Below are 22774 nucleotides of genomic sequence, written 5' to 3'. Positions count from 1 at the left end.
TCAGAACATGCTTTCGGGAATGATGATGACGTCGCCGGGCGCCAGCATGACGTTCGCCTTGCTGTCCCCGCGCTTCAGCAGGTCGCCGATGCGGACCTGATATTCCTGCTGCTTGCCGTTTTCCTTGTTGTAGCGGACCAGCTTTGCCTTGTTGCCCGCCGCATATTCGCTGAGGCCACCGACCGAGATCATCGCGTCGAGCAGCGTCATGTTGGCGCGATAGGGGATGGAGGCGGGTTTCTCCGTCGCGCCGACGATCCGCACCTGCTGGCTGAAGGTGCCGGAGAAATTGTTGACGATCACCGACACCAGCGGATTTTCGATATATTTGCCGAGCGCGACCTTAAGGTCGTCAGCCAGTTGCCTGGGGGTCTTGCCGACCGCGGGCATGTCGGAAATAAGCGGGGTGGTGATGCGTCCGTCGGGTCGCACCTGCACCTTCGCGCCCAGGTCCGGATTGCGCCAGACGAAGATGGTGAGGTCGTCGAGCGGCCCGATCACATATTCCTCGCCCGGCCCCTCCTGCGTCGAAACGAAGGACGCCGGGGGCAGATTGGGCGCGCTCCCGCCCGAAGCGCAGCCCGAAAGAGCCAGGACCGGCAGTGATACGCCGATCATCGCGCGGGAAACCGACAGGAAACGCATAGATTCAACCCCTTTTGCGGCCACACCGACAGCCGCCAAAGGGGCGCGCCGGCAACCGTCAAGCACTCAGCTTCGACGGCCTTCTTGCCCACAAAGGGTAAAAATAGCGTTAGGAGTTAAGTTATTGGCAAATCAGTTCATTAAAATCAGCCGACGAGCAGTTCCAAAGGCGCCGGATGTCCAAGAAATGCGGCCGGGCTGGCCGAGGCACCATAAGCGCCCGCAAGGAAGATCGCGATAAGATCGCCTTCCTCCACCGGTGGCAGCGCGACCTTGTCCCCCAGCCTGTCGATGGGCGTGCACAGGCAGCCCACGACCGTCACGGCTTCCTCCGCCGGAGCTTCCCCGAAGCGATTGGCGACGGCGATGGGATAGTTGCGGCGGACGACCGTACCGAAATTGCCGCTCGCCGCGAGCTGATGATGCAACCCCCCATCGACGACGACGAAGGTTTCGCCCTGGCTTTTCTTCACATCGACTATGCGGGTGAGGTAGACACCCGCCTCGCCCACCAGCCATCGGCCCAGTTCCATGGCGAAGGCGCTGTCCTTCAATATGTCCGCGCGTCCGTCGAGCAGCCTGGCCAGCGCATCACCGATGGGACGGATATCCAGCCGTTCGTCGCCGGGGAAATAGGGAATGCCGAAGCCGCCGCCCAGATTGACCAGCGGCGGCGCGACGCCCACGCTGTCGGACAGGCGAGTGGCGAGATCGATGGTGGCGGCCTGCGTTTCGATCAATGCCTGCGCGCCCAGAGCCTGGCTGCCGGTGAAGATATGCCAGCCGCGCCATTCGCCCCCGGCATCGATTACCCAGCGCGCCAGCGCGGCCGCCCGCTCCGCATCAACGCCGAAGGGTTTGGCGCCACCGCCCATGCGCATGCCCGACCCCTTGAGGTCGAAATCCGGGTTCACCCGCACCGCCAGCTTCGGTGTCCTGCCGCGCTGCCCGGCAAGGGCGATGGCCCTTCGCGCCTCACCCTCCGATTCCAGGTTGATGGTCGCGCCGCTGTCGATGGCGGCGATCAGTTCATCGTCGCGCTTTCCCGGTCCGGCAAAGCTGATATGGGCGGCGTCCATCCCCGCCTCCAGCGCCCGCGCCAGTTCCCCGCCCGACGCCACGTCGAAGCCGTCGACCAGCTTCGCCATGCGCTCCAGCAGGGGCAGGTAGGGATTGGCCTTCACTGCATAATGAAGCGACAGCATGGCGGGCATGGCGTCGCGGAACGCCCGCACCTGCCCCTCCATTATGCCCATGTCATAGACGAACAGGGGCGTGTCGCCAGCCTCCCCGACCAGGCTCCCCGCGCCGCAGCCCCCGATCAGCAACATGCCCTCCTCGCCGCTGAAGAAGGGCGGGACCGGTCCCATCGGCTTCATGCGGCAAATTCCCTCGCCAGCGCGACGCGGTCGATCTTGCCATTGGGATTGCGGGGGAATTCGGGAAGCATGACGATCTCGCGCGGTTGCATGAAATTGGGAAGCTCCTGCCGAAGCCGGCCCTCCACCTGCGCCTTTAGCTCCGGCGAAGCGGTGCGCAACAACAACAACACAGCCTGTCCCAGCCGCTCGTCCCGGACGCCCAGCGCCACCGCCTCTGCGATGCCGTCCACGGCGACGGCGGCTTCCTCTATCTCCGTCGGGCTGATGCGGTTGCCGGCGGACTTGATCATCGCATCATCGCGTCCGACGAAATAGAGCAGGCCCCCAGCATCCCTCCGCACCGTGTCGCCCGACCATACCGCCATGCCGCCATAGCGGGAAGCGGGCGGTGCGGGCCGGAATCGCTCCCCCGTGCGCACGGGGTCGCGCCAATAGCCCTGCGCCACCAGCGGCCCGCAATGCACCAGTTCGCCGGGCTCATCGTCGCCCGCAATCGAGCCGTCCGGGCGGACGACCAATATCTCCGCATGGGGAATCGCCGATCCCATGCTGTCGGGATGGCTGGCCACCAGCGCGGGCGGCAAATAAGTGGAGCGGAACGCCTCTGTCAGCCCGTACATGGGATAGAGGTCCGCCCTTGGAAACAGCGCCCGCAGCTTCGCCACCAACGGCCGCGTCAGCGCCCCGCCACTATTGGTGAGCCGCCTGAGCTTTACCGCCACATCGGCGGGCCAGTCCAGTTCGACCAGTTGCACCCAGAGCGGCGGCACCCCGGCCAAGGTGGTGATGTCCCGCCGGTCCACCGACTTCACCACGTCGCGCGGCGTCAGATAATCGAGCGGAAAGACGCACCCGCCGGCGCACCAGGTCGAAAACAACTGGTTCTGCCCATAATCGAAGCTGAAGGGGAGCACGCAAAGCGTCCGGTCCTCCGCCGTCAGCTTCAGATATTCCGCCACCGACACGGCCCCCAGCCAGAGATTGGAGTGGCTCAGCATCACGCCCTTGGGCCGCCCGGTCGATCCGCTGGTATAGAGGATCGCGGCCAGTTCGTCCGGCGCGGCGTGGGACGGCCCCAATATCTCCCCGCCGCTCATCGCGCAGGCCGCATCATCCTCCCGGTGCAGGTCGCATCCCGCCGGCACGTCGTCCGGCGTCAGCGTCGCCAGACGGCTGGCGGTTCCGATCAGCAGCGACGCGCCGCTATCGGCCAATATATGCGCGACCTGCGCATGTTTGAGCAGCGGGTTGACCGGCACATGCACGAGCCCGGCGCGGGGCGCAGCGAGCGGCATCAGCGCCGCGACCGGGCCCTTGGCGATCCAGCTTGCGACTCGGGCGCCCCTTTCCAGTCCGAATCCGGCCAGCCATGCCGCCAGCCGCCCCAATGTCGCTTCCAGCTCGGCATAGCTGTGCGTGCCGGACCGGCCGTCCAGCGCGGGCCGTGCCGGGTCGCCGCGCAGCAGCAGATGGTCGATCGGCCGGACCTGCGCGCCGTCGATCGTTGGGGCCGCAATCGGCGCGGGGGAATCGCTTAACTCCATCTCCAGACTTTTTTCCTAAACGCGATGCTGTCGCCGGGGAGATAATGGTTTGCTGGTCGCAAGGGAATATCGCAGCGTCGAACAAGCGCGCCGCGCGCTGGGTTCAGCGCTCGACCGCGCCCGCACGCCGTCGCTGTTCGATCGCATCGACTGGTTCGAATCGCTCCATGCGCATTGCTTTCCGACGACCGGCGTCCGCATCTTCCAGGCGTTGGAGGGGGAGTGCCAGGCATGGTTGTTCCTGCTTTCCCCCGGCGCGGGACGGCTGAGCGCTCTTGCCAACTGGTACAGTTTCGACTGGCGTCCGGTCTTCCTTGGCCCTTCGGACGAGTCGGTCCGACGCCGCCTGGTCGAAGTCATCGCCCAGTCCCTGTTGACGGACAGTGCCCAGGTCGACCTCTATCCCGTTACGTCCGCGTCGGACATGCTGCTCGACGCCTTTCGTCGCGCAGGCTGGTTCAGCGTCCGGCGGCCGATGGGCGGACGGCATATATTGCACCTGAACGGTCGAACCTTCGACGAATATTGGGCGCAGAGGCCCGGGCGCCTGCGTACGCTGATAGCGCGCAAGAAGCGTGCGAGCCGCTTCACCCTCAGCATCGCGGACCGGCTGACCGAGGCGTTGTGGCGCGACTATGCCGCCGTGCAGGAACGAAGCTGGAAGAAGCCCGAAGCCGATCTGCGCTTTCTGCATGCGCTGGCCCAGCGGGAAAGCGACGCTGGCACGCTCCGCCTGGGCTTCGCCCGGCTGGAGGGTCAGCCGGTGGCGACCCAGCTCTGGACGGTGGAGAACGGCACCGCGCTGATCCACAAGCTGGCGCATGACCAGGCGTTCGACGGGGCATCCCCCGGCAGCCTGCTCAGCCATGCGATGTTCACCCACGCCATCGATCAGGATCATGTCGCGACGATCGACTATGGAACCGGCGACAATGGCTACAAGACCGATTGGATGGAGGAGCGCGAAACGCTCTACCGGCTCGATTTCTTCAATCCCAGAAGGGCGTCAATCTGGCTCCCCGCCGCGCGGGCGGCCATTTCCGCGCTTGTAGGCTAGCGGCGGAACGACTAGGTAGGCCCCCATCATGCGGGCGGACAATGCACAACCGGTCGACCGGACCATGGATATCGAAACGATGATGCGCGCCTTGCTGCGCGATGCGCTGGCCCTGTCGCAGGAGCGGGTCGATGCGTTCGATGCGGACACGCCGCTTTTCGGCGCGCTGCCGGAACTGGATTCCATGGCCGTCGCAGGCCTGCTTACCGAAATGGAAGACCGCTTCGGCATCCTGATCGAGGATGAGGATATCGACGGCGACACGTTCGAGACGTTCGGATCGCTTGTTGCCTTTGCGCGGGCGAAGACGGGGGCCTGAGTTCCCGGTTTGGCGGCCGAATTCGGAGGCCGTCCTGATTTAATGGAAACGCGCCCCGCTCCTGCGAAGGCATTCGAACGAGACGAGTGGCCCGTAAGAGCCCGGTTCCGCCCTCAGTGAATCATCGCATCGTCTGAACTGGGCTCCTGCCTTCGCAGGAGCACGCTGTGCTTCATGGCGACAACTGGCCAATTACCGCCAGCGGAAGAACCGCCCTATTCCGCCGCGACGGCCTCAAAATCGGCTTCGGCCAGGAACTTTTCCACGTCCAGCGCGGCCATGCAGCCCATGCCCGCGGCGGTCACGGCCTGGCGATAGACCTTGTCGCTGACGTCGCCCGCCGCGAACACGCCAGGAACAGCGGTCCTCGTCGTGCCTTTTTCCACCAGCAGATAGCCTTCATCCATCGGCAATTTGTCGACGAACAGCTCGGTGGCGGGCTGATGGCCGATGGCGACGAAAGCGCCATCCGTCTCTATATGCGACCTGTGGCCGGTCACCGTGTCGACCAGGTCGACGCCGACCAGACCCTCCGGATTGCCGCCGCCGACGAAACGCTCCACCGCCTGGTTCCAAAGCACCTTGATGTTCGGATGCGCGAACAGGCGCTGCTGGAGGATCTTTTCCGCCCGCAACGAGTCGCGGCGGTGGATCAGCGTGACGTCATGGCTGTGGTTGGTGAGGTAGAGCGCCTCCTCCACCGCCGTATTGCCGCCGCCGATCACCACCACCTTCTTGCCGCGATAGAAGAAACCGTCACAGGTCGCGCAGGCCGAAACGCCCTTGCCCTGCAAGAGCTGCTCGCCCTCGGTGCCCAGCCATTTGGCCTGGGCACCGGTGGCGATCACCAGGCTGTCGGCATAATAGAGCGTGCCGCTGTCCCCCTTCAGGCGGAAGGGCCGCTCCGAAAGGTCCACGTCGACGATCTGGTCATACATCATCTGCGCGCCGACATGCTCCGCCTGCGCCTGCATCTGTTCCATCAGCCAGGGCCCCTGGATCACGTCGCGGAAACCCGGATAATTTTCGACGTCGGTCGTGATCGTCAACTGGCCACCCGGCTGCATGCCCTGGACCACGATCGGCGCGAGCCCCGCGCGCGCGCCATAGATGGCGGCGGACAGGCCGGCCGGGCCGGAACCGAGGATCAGCATGCGGGTCGAATGGGTGGCGGTCATGAATGTCTTTCCGGCTGCGATTCGTCTGTCGGGATGAGATAGGCCAAGCGGCCGGACGCGCAAGCGATGGATTTGCTTGACGGGCGAGAAGCTGAACCTTGGCGGGCGCCAGTCCCGTCAGTCGAGGACGTTGGGTAAATCCTCGAACCCCTTGCGCAGCGCGGCCGACCAACTGTGCGAGAGAAGCTGGAATTCCTCATTGTCCGCTTCGATCCGGGTCCGCACGCGGAAGTCGTAGGCATCCCGCTCGATCACCGTGAGGTCCAGCGGCATCCCCACCGACAGGTTGGAGCGCAGGGTCGAATCCATCGACACCAGCACTGCCTTGGTCGCATCCTCCAGGCTGGTTTCGCGCTTCACGATGCGATCCAGGATCGGCTTGCCATATTTATGCTCGCCGATCTGGAAGAAGGGCGTGTCCTCCGTCGCCTCGATGAAATTGCCCGCCGAATAGATGAGGTAGAGCCGCGGCTTGCCGCCCCTGCGCTGGCCGGCGATCAGGATGGAGGCGTCGGCCGCCGCGCCCTGCATCTCTATGGTGCTGCGATAGCGACCCTGCATCGTGCACATCGCCTCCCCCACGATCTGCGCGACGCGGTGCATGGTGGAGCAGTTGAGGATCGTTTCCACGTCCGGGTCCAGCGCCGCATCCTTGATCGCGCGGCTCAGCATCGCCTTCACCCCCTGGGTGATCGACAGATTGCCCGAACACATCATGGTGATCGCGCGCTCGCCCGGCACGCTGTAGGTGAAGCTCTTGCGGAAGCGGGCAATATTATCCATCCCCGCATTGGTGCGGGTGTCGGACAGCATGACCAGCCCCTGGTCGACCCGCACCGCCACACAATAAGTCATTGCCCCAAGGGCTCCTGTCGTCGTTCAACCCTGCGTGGTGGTCTGCGCACCTTGTTGCTGCTGCCGCTGGAGCTGCCGCTCCTCCACCCCGTCCTCCGCCTGCGCGATCCGGACGTCCGCGTCAATCCAGATATCGCCCGCCACGGTCACGGAACCGCGTATCGGCGCCGCCTCGTCCGCATCCAGCCCGCAGGCGAGGCGCAGATAGCGCTCCGTCACGCAGACCCGGTTGGAAGGATCGAATCCCACCCAGCCCAGTTCGGGCACCAGCGCCTCCGCCCAGCCATGGGTCTCGTGTAGCACATCGCCCTCATCGGCCAGCAGATAGCCGGACACGTAGCGCGCCGGAATGCCCATCGCCCGCGCGCCGGCGATGAACACCTGCGCATGGTCCTGACACACCCCGGCACCCAGCGCGAAAGCCTCCGCCGCCGTGGTGTCGGCGGTCGTCACGCCGGCGCGATAGGCCACGGCATCGCTGACGGCGGCCGACAGCGCATGAAGCCGGGCCAGCGGCCCGTCCTCGTCCGGCAGGGACAGCGCCATTGCCCGGATTTCCGGCGATGTCCCGGTCAGCCGCGTCTCCCGCAGGAAATAGCGCGGGTTCACCGGGCAGCCGAGCCAGCCCACCACGCCATGACCCTCCCGCGTTTCCACCAGTCCTTCCGCGACGATGACGGCATTGTCCATCCGGTCGTGCCGAACCCAGATCGCCTCCATCTCGCCATAGCTGTTGCGGCGGAAACCGGTCAGCGGCTCCTCATTGACGCTCACCTGCCAGTCGAGCACCTTCTGCGTCGGCGTATCGACGGGCATCAGCTTCAACCGCATCGCCACCCGCCCCGCCGCAGCCTCATAGCGATAGACGGTCTGGTGACGGACGAGCAGTTTCATGCGCGCCCTCCCCTCAGCCGAAATGATAGGCCTGGGCGATCTCCACGCCCAGCCGGTTGGTGTTCATCAGGCCGTTCTGGACCGTTTCATGCAGGCCTGCCCGGAAGATTTCGCCGCTGTCCAGCTGCTCCAGATCGGCCACCATCTGGCGCACGGTGTCGTGGCAGGCCGATCGCGCGTCATGCCATCCCGCCAGGCGGTTCAGCCGATAGGCAAGCTGGTCATAGCAATAGGCGACACTGCGCGGGAACAGGCGGTTCAGCATTAGGAAATCCGTGATCTGCCAGGGCGTATAGGTGCCGCCATAGACATGGTGAAAGGCCCGCGCGCCCGACAGCGCGTACAGCACCGACGTCCATTGATAATGGTCGCGATTGCCGCCCACGACCTCCGTCTCCGGCAGCAGCACATAATATTTGACGTCCAGCAGGCGCAGCGTCATCTGCGCCCGTTCCAGCGCGGAGCCGGCACGCAGGAAATCATGCCCCTCATTGCGGAGCTGCCCGGAATGCGCCGCGCCGCGGAAGGTCATTACCCGCGTCTTGACCCAGTCGATCAGCGCCGGAAGCTGCTGCCGCGCCTCCGCCACGTCATAGCTGTCGAGCTTGCGCCAGCCTTCGTTCAGCGCCTCCCACATATCCTGCGTCAGCATGGTACGGGCCGATTTGGCGTTGGCGCGGGCCTTGAGCAGGCAGGAACGGATGGAGGAAGGATTGTCGATGTCGAGCATCAGGAAGGCGATGGCGTCGCTCTCCGTCACCGGCGCGCCTTCGGGGAAATGATTGAGCGCTCCGGTCGCCCGCACCACCGAGCGCCACTCTTCGCGATGATGCGCGCCAGGCAGGATGGCCATGCGCTGCCCCATGGTCAGCAGACGCGCGGTGGCCTCTGCCCGCTCCATATAACGGGCCATCCAGAAGAGATTCTCCGCGGTCCGGCTCAGCATGCGAGAGATTTCCGATCAGATATGGACATGAATGCGCGCATCATCAGTCCTGCAAAACCCAGGTGTCCTTCACCCCGCCCCCCTGGCTGGAGTTCACCACCAGCGATCCTTCGGTCAGCGCCACCCGCGTCAATCCGCCGGGCACCAGCCTGAGCTGCTTGCCCACCAGGCAATAGGGCCGGAAATCCGCATGCCGCCCCACAACCGCCGCCGGTCCCAATGTCGGCACGGTCGACAGGTCGAGGGTCGGCTGGGCGATGAACTCGCCCGGATTGGCACGGATGCGGTCGGCATAGGCCGCGATCTCGTCCCTGGTCGATTTCGGCCCGATCAGCATGCCGTAGCCGCCCGATCCATGAACCTCCTTGGCCACCAGTTCGTGCAGATTTTCCAGCACATAGGCGCATTCGTCCGGCTTACCGCATTGCCAGGTCTGGATATTGTCCAGGATCGGCTGCTCGCCCAGATAGAAGCGGATCATGTCCGGCACGTAGATGTACACGGCCTTGTCGTCCGCGATCCCCGATCCCGGCGCCGACGCCAGCGTCACCCCGCCATTGCGGTAGACATTGAAGATGCCGGGCACGCCCAGCAGGCTGTCCGCCCGAAACACCAGCGGATCGATATATTCATCGTCAATGCGCCGGTAGATGACATCGACAGCCTTTGGCCCCAGCGTGGTCTTCATCCAGACCCGGTCATCGTCGACGAACAGGTCCGCCGGCTCCACCAGTTCCACGCCCATCAGGTCCGCGAGGAAACTGTGCTCATAATAGGCGCTGTTGAGCGAACCGGGCGTCAGCACCACTACCACCGGATCGCCCCTGCACGCGGGCGGCGCGACTTCCTTCAGGCTTTTCAGCAATTCGGCCGGATAGTCATCGACCGGCGCGACCACGCCCTGGGCAAAGAGTTCCGGGAACATGCGAGTCATGATCTCGCGATTTTCCAGCATGTAGGACACGCCGGAGGGAGTGCGGCAATTATCCTCCAGCACCTCGAACCGCGCTGGCCCGGTGCGGACGATGTCGATGCCAACGATATGGCTGTACACCTTTCCCGGCGGGGTGAAATCGGCCATTTCCGCCAGATAGGCGCTGTTCTGGTAGATGATGTCCGCGGGCATGATCCCCGCCTTCACAATCTCGCCGCGATGATAGACATCGTGGAGAAAGGCGTTGAGGGCCCGCGCCCGTTGCCGGATGCCCTTGTCCAGCACGCGCCATTCCTGGGCCATGAAGATGCGGGGCAGCAGGTCGAAGGGGATCAGCCGTTCCGGATCGCCCCCCTCGCCATAGACGGCAAAGGTGATGCCGATGCGCCGGAATATCGCCTCCGCCTCATCCATTCGACGATTGAGCCCGGCAATGCCGGTTCGCTCCACCCAATTCTGCACTTCCGCGTAGCAGGGGCGTATCGAACCATCCGGCTCAAACATTTCGTGGAAGGGCAAAGTATCGATCCTCCCTCAGCCGACAATCGGCTGGTTGTGCGTTGCAACATTAGTGCAACAGGGAAGGACGAATGCAAGCGGAAAATCCGCTTGGGAACGACAGTCTGTAAAGGTGGTAGCGGAGGAGGGACTTGAACCCCCGACACGCGGATTATGATTCCGCTGCTCTAACCAGCTGAGCTACTCCGCCCCATGGGCTGTCCGCCGGGCGGCGCCCTGCGGTGAGGCGGCGCTATAAGCAGAGCGGGCTGATGGGTCAACGGGGTTTCACGGCATCGCGAAATTTCTCTTGCCGGTTATCTGCCCGCGCTGGTGAGGACAGTTGCGAGCCACCATCCCGGCACTGCCGCGATGGCGAGGAAAGTCCCCAGCGGCAGGCGCGTCGCGCCATCGATCCTCCTGCCTGTCGCCATGACCGCGCCGACGGCCAGCAACCCCACGCTCGCGGCAAGCAGCAGGATGAACGGCAAGGCCTGCCAGCCGAACCAGGCGCCCAATGCGCCCAGCAGCTTGGCATCGCCCAGGCCCAGCCCGTCGCGCCCACGAAATCGCCGATATCCGAGCGCGATCAGCAACAGCGTCAGATAGCCGGTCATTGCGCCGATCGCCCGCCCTGCCATCGTCGTGTCGGTGACCCATGGCCCGATGGTGAAGCCCAGGAAGGCCAAGGGCAGGGTCAACCCGTCGGGCAGCCAGAAATGCCGCCTGTCGAGCACCGCCAGCGTCAGGAGGAGCCAGCCCAGCATGGCCCACCCCACCCCGCCCGGATCGGGCGAAAAGCCCAGGGCAAGCGCGCCGATGATCGCGCATCCCGCCTCCACCCGGCCATGCAGCGGGTCGATGGGGGCGCCGCAGCTCCGGCACCGGCCGCGCTGAACCAGCGCGCTCACCATCGGCACGAGATCGACGACGCCAAGAACCCGCCCGCAGCCGTCGCAGGCCGAGCGGCCACGCAGCACGCCGCGCCCGTGCGGCCAGCGCAGGATGATCGTTGCGAGGAAACTCCCGGCTATTGCCCCCGCCGTCGCGCCCAGCAGGGCAGGAAAGGCCTGGATCACAGCGTTCCTTCGATCTTCAGCACGCGCGTGCCGCCAGCATCGACAAAGCCCGCGCTGGCCAATGCCTCGCCCAGGGCAGCATCGGCGGTTTCCACCCGCATTTCCGCCAGGTAACGACCCGATCGCCAGATGCGCAGATTGACCTTTTCCAACCCCGACTGGCTGACGAGCGGCAGCAGCAGCGCATCGCCATCACAACTGGCCACGCCCGACAGGCCCTGGGACAGGTTGAGTCCCGGAAACTGACCCGCCATCTGCGCCCGGACCCGCCCCTCCGCATGGCCGCAGCGGTCGCCGGAGAACCAGGCCGACACGTCTTCCATGACGAAGCTGCTCACCGGCAGAGGCGCGAAGGTCCGGCCCAGCGGCACGGCGCCTGTCACATCGTCGATCCCCATGCGCCCGAAGCCGACCGTCAGCGCGCCGCTCAGATCATCCGCCGCGCCGTTGCGGCGCCAGACGTCGAACCGCGCCCGCCCCACCAGCAACGACAGGGGAGACAGGCCAGCATGGACGGACCCCAGCGATACCGTGCCCAGCATCAACTGGTCGAGCCTGCCGCTCCACACCGTGCCGCGCACCTCCCGCGCCGCCACGCCCAGCCGCTCCAGACCTGTCATGCCGAGCGCGATGCGCATGGGGAGGAAGATGAGGAAGCCCAATGCGAACAGAGCGATGAGCGCGATGCGCATCGGCCGCGAAAGATGGAGCCCCATCATTGCCCGCCCCGAACCAGCACGGCCTGTACCGAGACGCTGCCCGCCGTCGCGGCCGGCCGCGCGCTCATCGTTTCGACTCGGATGCCCCGCGCTTCCAATGCAGCGAGCCACGACAGCAGCGCGACCGGGCGGACGGAGGCGATAGCCATGTCGACGCGGTCCGCGCCCTGCGCCTGCGCGCGTTCCAGCGTCAACCCGGCCTCGCCAGCGCTCTGGCCGATGAACTGCTCCAGCGGCACGGCCGTATCGATCGGCCCCGCCGTGCGTGGCAGCGACTTCAGCAACGTCACCTTCGCGCGGATGGCGGCGTTGCGGTCCGTCGCCTCCCGCAAGGCATCGCGCACCGAACGCTGCGCCGCGGCGAGTGGCCGCGCTATGCCGAGCCAAAGGATCACCGCCGCCAGCAGCGCGAACATCACGCCCAGCATCCACTGTTCGCGAGGGCTTCGTTCACCCCACAAGACCCGTAACCGTTCCATCATGATTGCACCGTGATATCCGCCAGCATCCGTCCGCCGGGCTCCTGCGAAGGCGTGGCGGTGATCGTGAAACCCTCCGCCTGGAGTGCGAGCAGTACCATGTTGATATCTTCCACTTTCGCCGCGGCCAGCGTGGCGCGGATCATGCCGTCGTTATCACGCGACAGCGCGGTCAGCGACACGCCCGGCGCGTCCTGCATCGCACTGAGCAGCCCTGCCACCGGCGCCGTGAAGGCATAGGCCCCCGCTCCTCGCGCCGCGAGCCGGCGCTCCATCTCCGCCTCCGCCTGGTCGAGGTCGGTGGCACCGGGCACGACCTGCCGGGCAAGCGCCAGACTTTCCGCATCGAGACTGTTTGCGGCGACATGCTGCCGCGCAGTCCCGATCAGCGCCATCAGCAAACTGACGAACAGGATGAGCCCACTCCACAGCATGATCCGGGCAATCCTTCGCTTGTCGAACGGCCGTCTCACCCGTTTGGCAAAGTCGCCCTGCCGCAGATCGATCGGTGGCCGCTCCAGCGCCGCAACCGCCAGCGCATCAATCTGAGCAGCGGGCACATCCCGCACAACGGCTTTACCTATCAGTTCCGGCAATACCAGGTCACCCGCCAGCACCAGATCGGTCCCGCGCAGCACTGCTTCGCCGCCGATCATGCCGCGTTCAAACCCCTCCTGCGGTTCCGGCAGCAGCAGCGGGGCGGGCACCATGATGTCGGGGTCGAGCCCATGGTGCTGCGCCCAGAGCAGCCAGTGCTGCATGTCCGCGCGCGCCGCGACGGCGATGCAGTGCGGGCGCGCCGGATCCTCATTCTCATCGGCGGCGGCGAAAAGCTGGTCTGCGGGCACGATAGCGCCGGCGAGCGCCGCTAGCCGCGCCGCCGCGCGCCCCTGACGGGGAGCGAGATCGGGATATTCGATCCAGTTCAGCGTCACTAGCGCGGCAGGCGGCACCAGCAACACGATCGCGTCATCGGGCAGCGCGGTGAGGCCGCAGGCCGCCAGCCAGTTCGCGCCCGTTCCGCTCTGGACGACGGCGCCTTCCACCACCCGCATCCACAACGGCTCGCCCTGTTGCGGCAGGGCGACGATCAATCCTTCCCGCACGCTCATGCGCCGCTGCTCCCGCTACGGCGGATCAATTTAGCCGGGCTCTGCCGCGCATCGATCAGTGCCCATTCCACTACCTCTGTCCCCCCGACATTCACCGACACGTCCACTCTGAAAAACCCTGTCGTCAATTTGACCTGCTGCCCAACCTCTTCCAGCGGGCTGATCCCCTGGCTCGCCAAAGGAGCCCAGAACTGCACCGTGCTGCCGTAGCCTTCCGCAGGCCGCTGCGCCAGCAATTGCCGTGCCTGCGCCACGCTAAGCTGGCCCTGGAGCATCATCGCGAACAAAGGCGCCTGATCGGGCAGCAGCGTGTTGATATTGATCGGCGACAGATCGGCCGTCGGCAGGGCGCAGACCCATGGCCGCACCACATCATAGATTGCAGGCGTCACGCCATTCACCGCGCGCAGCTCACTAGCGTCGACCATGAAGCGGTTGGAGGTGCGATAGGGCCGTGGCGCCCGCGCATAGGTCTCATCCTCCGCGCCGCCGGGCTGGGGCACGCTGTCGGTGTCGATCCAGTCGGCGAGCGAGGCGGCGGCGACCTGTGCCTGCCGGGCGTCGATCCCCAATGCCTGCAGCAAAGCCTGAAATTGCGACACGCCGACCGGACGGACCTTCAGATTCGCCTCATTCTCGCCCGCGACCACGCTGTTGAGGTTGAAGCAATTGCCGCCATCGGTGACGCGCGCGATCGCCGTGCCGCCCGGCATCGGGATCGCCTGCGGCGTACCCATCCAGTTCCCCGCCAGCGTCGTCTTGCCCGGATTGGCCGCCACCAGATCGCCGATCCGCAGGCGCGCGATCTCGGTCCCCGCATCGGCAAAGGCGCGGGCCTGATCGATCGCGCCGCCATTGCCGGTCATCCGCGTGGCCAGCGCCAGCCGCTCCAGCGCGGTCGATGCGACCACCGCCATCACCGCCACCAGCAGCAACACGGTCAACAGCGCCGCGCCGCGCTCGCCCGCCTTTCCGCGATCAGCCATTGGCCGGCACCCCTTCCAGCCTTTCGGCCGGGCCCGGTCCGACCAGGAAGCGCAACGTCACCGGCGATTCGCCCGTCCGCCTCACCGTCATTTCCACGGCGCGGGGCATCAGGTCAGGCTGTGTCGGCACCCATTGGTCGCGCCAGTCGCCGCTGGCGTCGCGAAAGCGGAGCGCGACATCTTCGACCTGCGTGAGCAGTGCGGCCGGCTCATCGCCCGCCGCGCCATCCACCTGTGCATAAGTGCGCCGTTCCAGCCGCCCCTGCCGCACCCAATATTCAACCTTCTGGAGCGAGGGCCGCGCCAGGTCGCCCAGATTGTCCCAGCCACCCCGTACGAACTGGAGGACGGGCAGGTTCTCCCCCTCCCGATGCGACCAGAAAGCAGGCGCCAGCGTACCCGCTTCGGTGCGGCTGATGCGCGGCACAGCCTGCCCCAGATCGGCCGCCAGCGCGCCGCTTGCCCGCTGCACCGCCGCCATGTCGTCGAGCCGCAGCTTGATCTGCGCCTGAGCCGACACGCTGTTGCCCAGCAGCAGCACCCCCGCCGCCGCCAGCATGGCGAAGATCATTAAGGCGACGAGCAGTTCGATCAGCGTGAAGCCGTGCTCGGCGGAACGCTTCAGGGGCGTGAAGCCGTATTCGGCGGAGCGGTTCAGGAAAGTGAAGCCGTGCTCGGCGGAACCCCCAAAAGACTCGAAGCCGTGTTCGGCGGAAACGGCCCGTCTCATTGCACTGCCCGCACGAAGCTCAGCACCACGGGGGACGAGCCCGCCTGCCCGTTTACCGTCAGGTCGACCCGGAGCAGGCGCCTGTCATTGGTCGCCCTGACCGCCCGCGTCCAATGCCAGCGCCGACCGCCATTGTCGACGTCGCCCTCTTCACTGCCAAGCGAAGGCGGTGCGGGATCGGTCTGCACCTCCACCATCAGGTTGCGCGCGACGATCTGGCCCATTGCCTTGCTGTCGAGGTCGGCGGCGGTGTGCAGGGTCACACCCTGCAGGCGGACGAGCGCGAGGGCGGCGAGGCTGAACACCGCCAGCGCCACCAGCATTTCGAGCAGGGTGAAGCCCCGCTCCGCGGTAGGCGGGGTCGCAAGGACGAGGCGCGACCTAGCCACCGACCGCGACCTTCCCGGCCATGTCGACCGAAATCGACACCCGCTCCCCCTCGCGGGCGAGGGTCACGGTCATCGGATCGGTCGGAAGTCCCGTTCCGTCGAAGCCGATCTGCTGCCGTCCATCCTTGCCGACCAGCGCGCGCGTTCCGGCCTTCCAACTGGCGGTGACGAAGGGCTTGTCCTCCAGCCCAACCCATTGGCCGCCGTCGCGGCGCTGAAAGCCGTAACCCGAAGCCGAAACCCACACCCCCATGGGACGCGCGGTGACGACCGCTTCGTCGCGCGCCGCGGCAAGGCGAGCGGCGAAGCGGTCGGCATCCTCGATCACCCGGCCGCGGGGGTCGGGGATCGCCAGCACCACCACGGCTGAAATGAAGCCGATGATCGTCAGCACGACCATCAGTTCGATCAGCGTGAAGCCGTGTTCGGCGGGACGCCTCAGAGACATGAAGCCGTGTTCGGCGGAACGCCTGAAAGACCCGAAGCTATGTTCGGCGGGACGCCTCAAGCACCCGAAGCCGTGCTGCGGGCTATCAAAGATCGCTGGAATAGATGTCGGCATTTTCATTGTCGCCACCCGGCTGTCCGTCCGCCCCCAGCGAACTGATGTCGAACGCGCCCTTCCGCCCCGGCACGGCATAGGTATAGGGACGTCCCCAGGGATCGTTGGGTAGCTTCTTGATATAGCCCCCGCGCCTGTAACGCTGCGGCTGGGTAAGCGAGGCCGGGGGAATGAGGAGCGCCTGCAACCCGTCGGTCGCGGACGGATAGGTCAGGTTGTCGAGCCGATATTGTTCCAGTGCCTGCTCAATGGTGGCGATGTCGGCCTTCGCCTTTTCTACGCGCGCCGTATCCGTGGCCGGAATGACGTTGATCGCCACGATGGTGGCAAGCAGGCCGATGATGACGATCACGACCATCAGTTCGACCAGAGTGAAGCCGTGTTCGGCGGAACGCTTCAGGGACGTGAAGCCGTGTTCGGCGGAACGTCTCGAAGACTCGAGGCCATGTTCGCCCCTTGCGCAGTCATGCTCCTGCCTTCGCAGGAGCATGTCGCACTTCAACGTCTTCAGATTACGCATATTCACTCCTTCAGGCCCCGGTAAGGCTCTGCAATTGCAGGATGGGCAGCAGGATGGACAGGATGATGACGGCGACAATGCCGCCCATCGCTATGATGATCAGCGGCTCCAGCATGGCGAGCGCGGCCGAGGTGAAGCTGTCGAACTCCCGCTCCAGATAATCGGCTGCCCGCTCCAGCATGGTGTCCAGCCGCCCCGCGCTTTCCCCGCTGGCCGTGAGGTAGACGAGCAGCGGCGGGAACACCCCTGCCCGTCGCAGCGCCGCCGACAGGCTGCCGCCACCGCGAATGGCCTCCACAATCTCCTCCGAAGCCTGCCGCAGCACCCGGTTGTGCACCGTTTGGGTGGTGAGCGACAAGCCCTCCATCAACGGCAGGCGGCTCGCCACCATGGTCGAGAGCGTGCGTGCCATCCGCGCTGCGTGCAGGTCGCGGATCAACCGCCCCAGCAATGGGAGGCGCAGCAGCACCGAATCGAAACGATAGCGGAAGCGCTCCACCTTCAGCGCGCGCCAAAGGCCGAAGGCGGCCAGCCCCAGCATGATCGCCAGCAGCCACCAATAGCCCGCCAGGAAGGCCGAAATCCCCATCACCATGCGGGTGAGCAGCGGCAGTTGCTGGCCCACCGTATCGAATTGCTCCACCACCTTGGGCACGACGAAGATCATCAGCGCCGCGACCACGCACACCGCAAAGGCAGCGAGCACGGAAGGATAGGCGATGGCGGTCAGCACCTTCGATCGGATCACCGCCTGCCGCTCCATCAGGTCGGACAGGCGCTCCATGATCGTGGGCAGGCTTCCTGAACTCTCGCCCGCTGAAACCATCGCGCGATAGAGCGGCGGAAAGCTCCTCGGCTCGGCGCCCAGGGCATCGGCCAGCCGACGCCCCTCCAGCACGCCCGAATGCACCTTGCCAACAATCGCCTGGACATGCGCCTGCTCGCTCTGCCGTCCGATGGTGCGGAGCGACTCCTCCAGCGGACTGACCTGGATCAGCGTCGACAATTGCCGGGTGAACAGCGTCAGTTCCTTGGCGGAGAGGCGGGGCGCCCGGAAGGACAGCCCTGTCCGTCTGCGCGCCTTCTCCACCGCGCCAGCCTCGATCCGCACGATGAACAGCTTGCGCGAGTCCAGCTTCGCCCGCGCGTCCTCGACCGTCTCAGCCTTGATCGCGCCGCTGCGCTCCCGTCCGGCGGGGTCGATGGCGATATAGTCGAACTCAGCCATCGGCGATGGTTTCCACCTCGCCCGCGTCGCGCCGCGACACGCGGATCGCCTCCTCCGCCGTGGTCTGGCCGTCGCGCACCAGCGCCCGCGCGGCCGAGCCCAGATTGGGCGCATTCAGAAAGGCGTGGCGCGCGATCAGCGATTCATCGCCGCCATCGTTGATGAGCCGCCGGATGGTGTCGTCCACCCTGATCGCCTCGAACACGCCGATCCGGCCCTTGTAGCCGGTGCCATTGCACGCCTCGCACCCGCGCGCGCGGTAGATGATCGTGCCCGGATCGAAGCCCAGCAGCGCGCTGGCCGACTTGTCCGCCTGCACGGGTTCGCGGCACTTCTGGCAAAGCCGACGCACCAGCCTCTGCGCGATGACGGCGCGCAGGGTGGAAGCCAGCAGGAACGGTTCCACCCGCATGTCGCGCATCCGCGTGATCGCGCCCACTGCATCATTGGTATGGACGGTGGACAGCACCAGATGCCCGGTCAGGGAGGCCTGCACGGCGATCTCCGCCGTTTCCCGGTCGCGGATTTCGCCGACCATGACCACATCGGGGTCCTGTCGCAGGATCGCCCTCAGCCCCGCCGCGAAGGTCAGGCCGACCTTCGCATTGACCTGCGTCTGTCCGACGCCGTCGATCGCATATTCGACCGGGTCTTCGACCGTCAGGATATTGCGCGTGCCGTCATTGAGCTGCCGCAGGCCCGCATAGAGCGTCGTCGTCTTGCCCGACCCGGTCGGTCCGGTGACGAGGATGATGCCGTTCGGCTCCTGCAACCCGTCCCGGAAGATCCGGTCCGCCGCCCCGGCCATGCCGAGCAGGTCGAGGTTCATGCCCGCATTCTCCTTGTCCAGGATACGCAGCACCACCCGCTCCCCCGCCCGGCTGGGCAGGGTCGACACGCGCACATCGAGCAGTTTCCCGCCTAGCGTCAACCCGATCCGCCCGTCCTGCGGCACGCGCCGCTCGGCTATGTCGAGCCGCGCCATCACCTTGATGCGGCTGACGACGACGGGCGCTACATGCGGCGGCATGCGCAGCGTCTCGCGCAGCACGCCGTCGATGCGCATCCGCACGATCAGCCCGGTTTCATAGGGTTCGATATGGATGTCCGACACGCCCTGCCGCGCCGCTTCCGCAATGATGCCGTTGATGAGGCGGATGGCGGGGGCATCGTCGGCGCTGTCGAGCAGGTCGTCGGCGGTCGGGATATCCGCGGCCAATATGTCCAGCTCGTCCGCCCCGACCTCGAGCGATCCGGCCATGGCGGCGGCGCTGCCCTCCATCGCATAATGATCCGACAGATGCCGGTCGAATTGCGCGGCATCGACGAAGCGCACGTCGAAGCTGCGCGCCAGATGCCGCCGCACTTCCAGCAGCACCCGCGGATCGCTGCCCTCGCGCACGGCGATGGTCAGCCTTTCCCCCTCCGGCGGCAGCATCACGACGCCATGCTTGCGGGCGAAGACATAGGGTATGTCCACCGCTCGCGGCGCGACATGCGGGGGGATATCGGCCGTCACGATCAGCGGCTCATTCATATCCACCTCCGTTCGGAAAGCCCCTCACCGCTTCTCTCCGCTGGCAGGAATCTCGACGGGCCGCACCACGCCGCTCGACTGGCGGGCGGTCGGCTCGATGATCTCGGCAGGCGGCTGCACCACCGCATCGCCCGGCTGGGGCGCGGCGGCGGGCGGCGTCGCGCCCATATAGTCGCGCACCAGCTCGTCTATGCCCGGTTCCTGGTCCGGATTGCGCTGCAACTGCATGCCGCGAATATAGCCGTAGCGCTGCTGCGTCAGTTTCTGCGCATCTTCCTTGGACCGCAGGATGGTGGGGCGGATGAAGACCATGAGGTTGGTCTTGGTCCGGCTCTTGCTGCGCGACTTGAACAGTTCGCCAAGGCCGGGAATATCGGACAGCAGCGGAATGCGCTCGATCGTCTTGCGCTCATTGTCGTCCAACAGGCCGCCAAGCGCCAGTATCTCGCCATCGTCGACCGTCACGGTCGTCTCTATCTCGCGCTTGTTGATGATGAGGTCGCTGTCCTTGTTCGACACCGGGCCGGCGACGCTGGACACCTCCTGCTTCAGGAACAGCTTGATCGCGCCGCCGGTGTTGATCTGCGGCTTCACCTCCAGCTTGATGCCGACATCCTGCCTCTGGACAGTGCGGAACTGGTTGTCGAAATTCTGGGAGAGCGCCTCGCCCGTGGTCACCGGCACCTGCTGGCCGACCAGGATCGACGCCTTCTGATTGTCCAGCGTCATCACCGAGGGCGTGGACAGGATGTTGCTGTCGGTGTCGGATTTGACGGCATTGATGATCGCGCCGAATATCCCGTTCCTGCCGAGCGATGTCGCCACGCCGCCGAAGCCGCCGGTCGCATTCATCAGGCTGTCGACGGCCGCCTGTTGCAGCGTATTGGAAAGGTCGCCATTTTGCCGCGTCCTCGTCTCCGTCCGTGTTCCGTCGGGCGCCACGACGGTCGTCGTCGTCTCGCCCAGCCTGTCGGCGGCGATCGCCCCCGCCAGCGTCAGGATATTGGGCTGCGCATTGGAATAGTTGGTCGCCGCAAAACCGGTCTTGGTGCTGCCGATCAGGAACTGCACGCCCAGCTTCTTGGCGGCGGCGTCACTGATCTCGACAATGATCGCCTCCACCAGCACCTGTTCGCGCCGCGTGTCGATCTGGCGGATCGTCTCGCCCAGCATCCGCTGCACATCGCTGTTGGCCGCGACGATGATTGCATTGGCGCCTTCATAGCGCGTGACGATGGCGGGGCCACGCGACGAGATGCCGTTGCTGCCCCCGCCGCCCGAACCGGCTGCGGCGGCAGGCATTGCAGAGGACGCGTTTCCGGCAGCAGGGGTGGAGGCGGTCACGGGCGAGGCAGTTGCCTGCCCGACCAGTTGCTGCAACACCGGCAGCAGTTTTTCCGCGTCGGCATGTTCCAGCCAATAGACGCGGATTTCGGTCCCGCTCGCCGCCTGCCTGTCAAGGTCGCGCGCCATCTGCGCCAGCCGCGCCACCGTCCCGGCATCCCCCCGGATCGCGACGGCGTTGCTGCTGTCGATGGGCACGATCGTCGCCGGCTTCGCCGCGCCGTCGCCGCCTGTCGTCACCAGCGCCTGCAGGGATGTCGCGATCTCCCGCGCTCCGGCATTTTTCAGCATGACCGTGGTGGTCGAGGCAGTATCCCGATCGATCCGCGCGATCACCTGCCGGATGCGCCCGATATTGTCGGCATAGTCGGCCACGACCACGCTGTTGCCCGCCCGGTTCGCCGTCACCGAGCCATCCTTGCTGACAAGCGGCCGCAGCGTTTCCAGCGCGCTCGCCGCGTCGATGGAGCGCAGGCGGAACACCTCCGTCACGAACTGGTTGCGATTGGCCGCCCGGCCCACGGCGCTGGGCTGGCCCGCCGCGCCATCGGCCGGCTGGATGCGATAGGCGCCGCCGGGCGCCGGCACCGCCACCAGCCCGTTCGCGCGCAGGGTGGAAAGGAATATCTCGAAATATTCGGACCGGGACAGGGGGCGGTCAGTCACGACGGACACCTTCCCCGACACACGATTGTCGATGATGAAGGTCCGCCCGGTCACCCGTGCCGCATCCTGGATGAAGGCGCGGATGTCAGCGTCGCGCACGTTCAGCGTCTGCTGCGCCATGACCGGCGATGCGATGGGAGCCGCCAGCGCGAGGGCCATGGCGGCGGTAAGAAGCGGTTTTCTGGTCATTGGCCTTGCAGTGTCAGGTTGATCGTGGCGGGCGAGGCCCCGCGTTCGACGGTCAGGGAAATGCGCGCGCCGGGCACGATCTTGCCCTGCAGCGCCTGGAGATCGCTCATCGATCCGATCGGCTGGCCATCGACCTGGGTGACGATATCGCCGGGCTGGAAGCCCGCCTGTTGAAAGCCCGGCCCCCTGGCCGACAGGATCAGGCCGGTGACGCGTCCATTCTGCATTCGCGGGGTGAAGCCGACGTCGCGCTTCACCATGTCGGCACCTGGATTGTCCATGCCCGCGATCGGCGAAGGCGGCAAGCCAGCCGGCGCTCCTCCATCCGGAGCGGCGGTCGGGGCCGGTTGGGACTGATCGAGGAAAAGCTGTTCCTCCGCCCCGCCGCGATCGATGGTGATATGGTCGAAGGCGACGGCCTTCAGCACCACGCCGGGCATGATCTCTTCCCCCACGGCGAAGCTGTTCTGCACGCCGTCCGGGCCCGCGACGATCGCGGACCCCAGCCCGGACCCTTCGTTCAGGCGAATGCCGTAAACGGTGAGCGCCAGCGAAGTCACGACGCCGCCGCCCGACTGTTGCAGGCCACCGCGATAAAAGGGGTCGAAGCTGGAAAACAGGGCCTGCCGCTCCGCGACGGGGAGGAAATGGGCCTGTCGCCCTTCCCACGGACCAAAACTGCCGACCGGCGTCAGCACCGCCCAGAGCAATCGGGCGCATTGCAGCGCCAGCAGGCCAAGCAACAGCTTCTCGACGACCGACAGCCAGTTGATAGGCGGCAGGCGATTGCCCAGGTTCCGGATAGTATCGCTGAAAGCCTCACGCATGCGCGTCGTTCATCCCCCTTGATATCGGCGCTGCTAGAAAATATGTCTTACTACTGGATGACATTATTGTGACGCTTTGAAGACAATCGCAACGATCGAAGCGACGGCGCTTGCATTTCGAGCGGCCAGCACCCCACCAAATGAGATCGCCCAAA

The 22774-nt window shown here is 65.9% G+C and carries 23 protein-coding genes and 1 tRNA gene; 2 read left to right on the top strand and 22 right to left on the bottom strand.

Translation table 11 applies throughout. The features are described from left to right. From MRBLSP13_RS20495 to MRBLSP13_RS20485, 3 genes are all read right to left on the bottom strand, one after another. The gene (locus MRBLSP13_RS20495; RefSeq protein ID WP_133654088.1) at nt 1-645 is read right to left on the bottom strand and encodes an XrtA/PEP-CTERM system exopolysaccharide export protein; all 645 of its coding nucleotides are present in this window, start codon (nt 643-645) and stop codon (nt 1-3) included. 146 nt (nt 646-791) lie between these two features. Then, the gene (locus tag MRBLSP13_RS20490; RefSeq protein WP_363756377.1) at nt 792-2024 is read right to left on the bottom strand and encodes a pyridoxal-dependent decarboxylase, exosortase A system-associated; all 1233 of its coding nucleotides are present in this window, start codon (nt 2022-2024) and stop codon (nt 792-794) included. Continuing rightward, nucleotides 2021-3571: an acyl-CoA ligase (AMP-forming), exosortase A system-associated gene (locus MRBLSP13_RS20485; RefSeq protein ID WP_363756375.1), complete on the bottom strand. Its 1551-nt coding sequence runs from the start codon at nt 3569-3571 to the stop codon at nt 2021-2023. The genes MRBLSP13_RS20490 and MRBLSP13_RS20485 overlap by 4 nt, the downstream gene beginning before the upstream one ends. A gap of 49 nt (nt 3572-3620) precedes the next feature. On the opposite strand from MRBLSP13_RS20485, the gene MRBLSP13_RS20480 reads away from it, so the two are divergent. Together MRBLSP13_RS20480 and MRBLSP13_RS20475 are read left to right on the top strand one after the other, a co-directional pair. Then, nucleotides 3621-4628, top strand: a complete 1008-nt coding sequence (locus MRBLSP13_RS20480) for a GNAT family N-acetyltransferase (RefSeq protein ID WP_363756373.1) — start codon at nt 3621-3623, stop codon at nt 4626-4628. Between the two features lie 28 nt (nt 4629-4656). Further along, the gene (locus tag MRBLSP13_RS20475; protein ID WP_363737044.1) at nt 4657-4947 is read left to right on the top strand and encodes an acyl carrier protein; all 291 of its coding nucleotides are present in this window, start codon (nt 4657-4659) and stop codon (nt 4945-4947) included. Nucleotides 4948-5162: 215 nt separating this feature from the next. Here MRBLSP13_RS20475 and trxB read toward each other — a convergent pair whose 3' ends face one another. The 19 genes from trxB to MRBLSP13_RS20380 form a co-directional block, all read right to left on the bottom strand. Beyond that, nucleotides 5163-6125, bottom strand: coding sequence for a thioredoxin-disulfide reductase (trxB, locus tag MRBLSP13_RS20470; RefSeq protein ID WP_363737045.1), 963 nt, complete (start codon nt 6123-6125; stop codon nt 5163-5165). A 117-nt stretch (nt 6126-6242) separates the two neighbouring features. Continuing rightward, nucleotides 6243-6980, bottom strand: coding sequence for a peptidase (locus MRBLSP13_RS20465; protein ID WP_363737046.1), 738 nt, complete (start codon nt 6978-6980; stop codon nt 6243-6245). Nucleotides 6981-7004: 24 nt separating this feature from the next. Next, nucleotides 7005-7874 (bottom strand): transglutaminase family protein, encoded by an 870-nt coding sequence (locus tag MRBLSP13_RS20460; protein ID WP_363737047.1) that lies wholly within the window; start codon nt 7872-7874, stop codon nt 7005-7007. 13 nt (nt 7875-7887) lie between these two features. Continuing rightward, nucleotides 7888-8820, bottom strand: coding sequence for an alpha-E domain-containing protein (locus MRBLSP13_RS20455; RefSeq protein WP_363737048.1), 933 nt, complete (start codon nt 8818-8820; stop codon nt 7888-7890). 43 nt (nt 8821-8863) lie between these two features. Then, on the bottom strand, nt 8864-10273 hold the full coding sequence (locus MRBLSP13_RS20450) for a circularly permuted type 2 ATP-grasp protein (RefSeq protein WP_363737049.1): 1410 nt from the start codon (nt 10271-10273) through the stop codon (nt 8864-8866). Nucleotides 10274-10386: 113 nt separating this feature from the next. Further along, nucleotides 10387-10463, bottom strand: a tRNA-Met gene (locus tag MRBLSP13_RS20445). Between the two features lie 106 nt (nt 10464-10569). Continuing rightward, nucleotides 10570-11331 (bottom strand): prepilin peptidase, encoded by a 762-nt coding sequence (locus tag MRBLSP13_RS20440; RefSeq protein WP_363756372.1) that lies wholly within the window; start codon nt 11329-11331, stop codon nt 10570-10572. Next, on the bottom strand, nt 11328-12050 hold the full coding sequence (gene gspN / locus MRBLSP13_RS20435; RefSeq protein ID WP_363737051.1) for a type II secretion system protein N: 723 nt from the start codon (nt 12048-12050) through the stop codon (nt 11328-11330). Before gspN ends, MRBLSP13_RS20440 begins: the two co-directional genes overlap by 4 nt. Next, the gene (locus tag MRBLSP13_RS20430; RefSeq protein WP_363737052.1) at nt 12047-12532 is read right to left on the bottom strand and encodes a type II secretion system protein M; all 486 of its coding nucleotides are present in this window, start codon (nt 12530-12532) and stop codon (nt 12047-12049) included. The genes gspN and MRBLSP13_RS20430 overlap by 4 nt, the downstream gene beginning before the upstream one ends. Then, nucleotides 12529-13641 (bottom strand): type II secretion system protein GspL, encoded by a 1113-nt coding sequence (gene gspL / locus MRBLSP13_RS20425; protein ID WP_363756371.1) that lies wholly within the window; start codon nt 13639-13641, stop codon nt 12529-12531. Before gspL ends, MRBLSP13_RS20430 begins: the two co-directional genes overlap by 4 nt. After that, on the bottom strand, nt 13638-14627 hold the full coding sequence (gene gspK / locus MRBLSP13_RS20420) for a type II secretion system minor pseudopilin GspK (RefSeq protein ID WP_363737054.1): 990 nt from the start codon (nt 14625-14627) through the stop codon (nt 13638-13640). The genes gspL and gspK overlap by 4 nt, the downstream gene beginning before the upstream one ends. Beyond that, nucleotides 14620-15357, bottom strand: a complete 738-nt coding sequence (gene gspJ, locus MRBLSP13_RS20415; protein ID WP_363737055.1) for a type II secretion system minor pseudopilin GspJ — start codon at nt 15355-15357, stop codon at nt 14620-14622. The genes gspK and gspJ overlap by 8 nt, the downstream gene beginning before the upstream one ends. Beyond that, nucleotides 15354-15746, bottom strand: a complete 393-nt coding sequence (gene gspI / locus MRBLSP13_RS20410) for a type II secretion system minor pseudopilin GspI (RefSeq protein WP_363737056.1) — start codon at nt 15744-15746, stop codon at nt 15354-15356. The genes gspJ and gspI overlap by 4 nt, the downstream gene beginning before the upstream one ends. Further along, nucleotides 15739-16194, bottom strand: a complete 456-nt coding sequence (locus tag MRBLSP13_RS20405) for a GspH/FimT family pseudopilin (RefSeq protein ID WP_363737057.1) — start codon at nt 16192-16194, stop codon at nt 15739-15741. The genes gspI and MRBLSP13_RS20405 overlap by 8 nt, the downstream gene beginning before the upstream one ends. Before the next feature lie 85 nt (nt 16195-16279). Continuing rightward, nucleotides 16280-16798: a type II secretion system major pseudopilin GspG gene (gene gspG, locus MRBLSP13_RS20400; protein WP_363756427.1), complete on the bottom strand. Its 519-nt coding sequence runs from the start codon at nt 16796-16798 to the stop codon at nt 16280-16282. A 40-nt stretch (nt 16799-16838) separates the two neighbouring features. After that, nucleotides 16839-18056 (bottom strand): type II secretion system inner membrane protein GspF, encoded by a 1218-nt coding sequence (gspF, locus tag MRBLSP13_RS20395; protein ID WP_363756369.1) that lies wholly within the window; start codon nt 18054-18056, stop codon nt 16839-16841. After that, a complete protein-coding gene (gspE, locus tag MRBLSP13_RS20390) occupies nt 18049-19593 on the bottom strand; it encodes a type II secretion system ATPase GspE (protein WP_363737059.1) in 1545 nt (514 codons plus the stop codon). Before gspE ends, gspF begins: the two co-directional genes overlap by 8 nt. A gap of 24 nt (nt 19594-19617) precedes the next feature. After that, on the bottom strand, nt 19618-21792 hold the full coding sequence (gspD, locus tag MRBLSP13_RS20385; protein ID WP_363756367.1) for a type II secretion system secretin GspD: 2175 nt from the start codon (nt 21790-21792) through the stop codon (nt 19618-19620). Then, the gene (locus MRBLSP13_RS20380; RefSeq protein WP_363756365.1) at nt 21789-22619 is read right to left on the bottom strand and encodes a type II secretion system protein N; all 831 of its coding nucleotides are present in this window, start codon (nt 22617-22619) and stop codon (nt 21789-21791) included. The genes gspD and MRBLSP13_RS20380 overlap by 4 nt, the downstream gene beginning before the upstream one ends. Nucleotides 22620-22774: the final 155 nt, after the last annotated feature.

Origin of the sequence: Sphingobium sp. LSP13-1-1.1, from assembly GCF_040676415.1 — a bacterium.
GTDB lineage: Bacteria > Pseudomonadota > Alphaproteobacteria > Sphingomonadales > Sphingomonadaceae > Sphingobium.
Note: the sequence above shows the minus strand (reverse complement) of the source record. Positions and strands in the feature narration are given on the sequence as shown.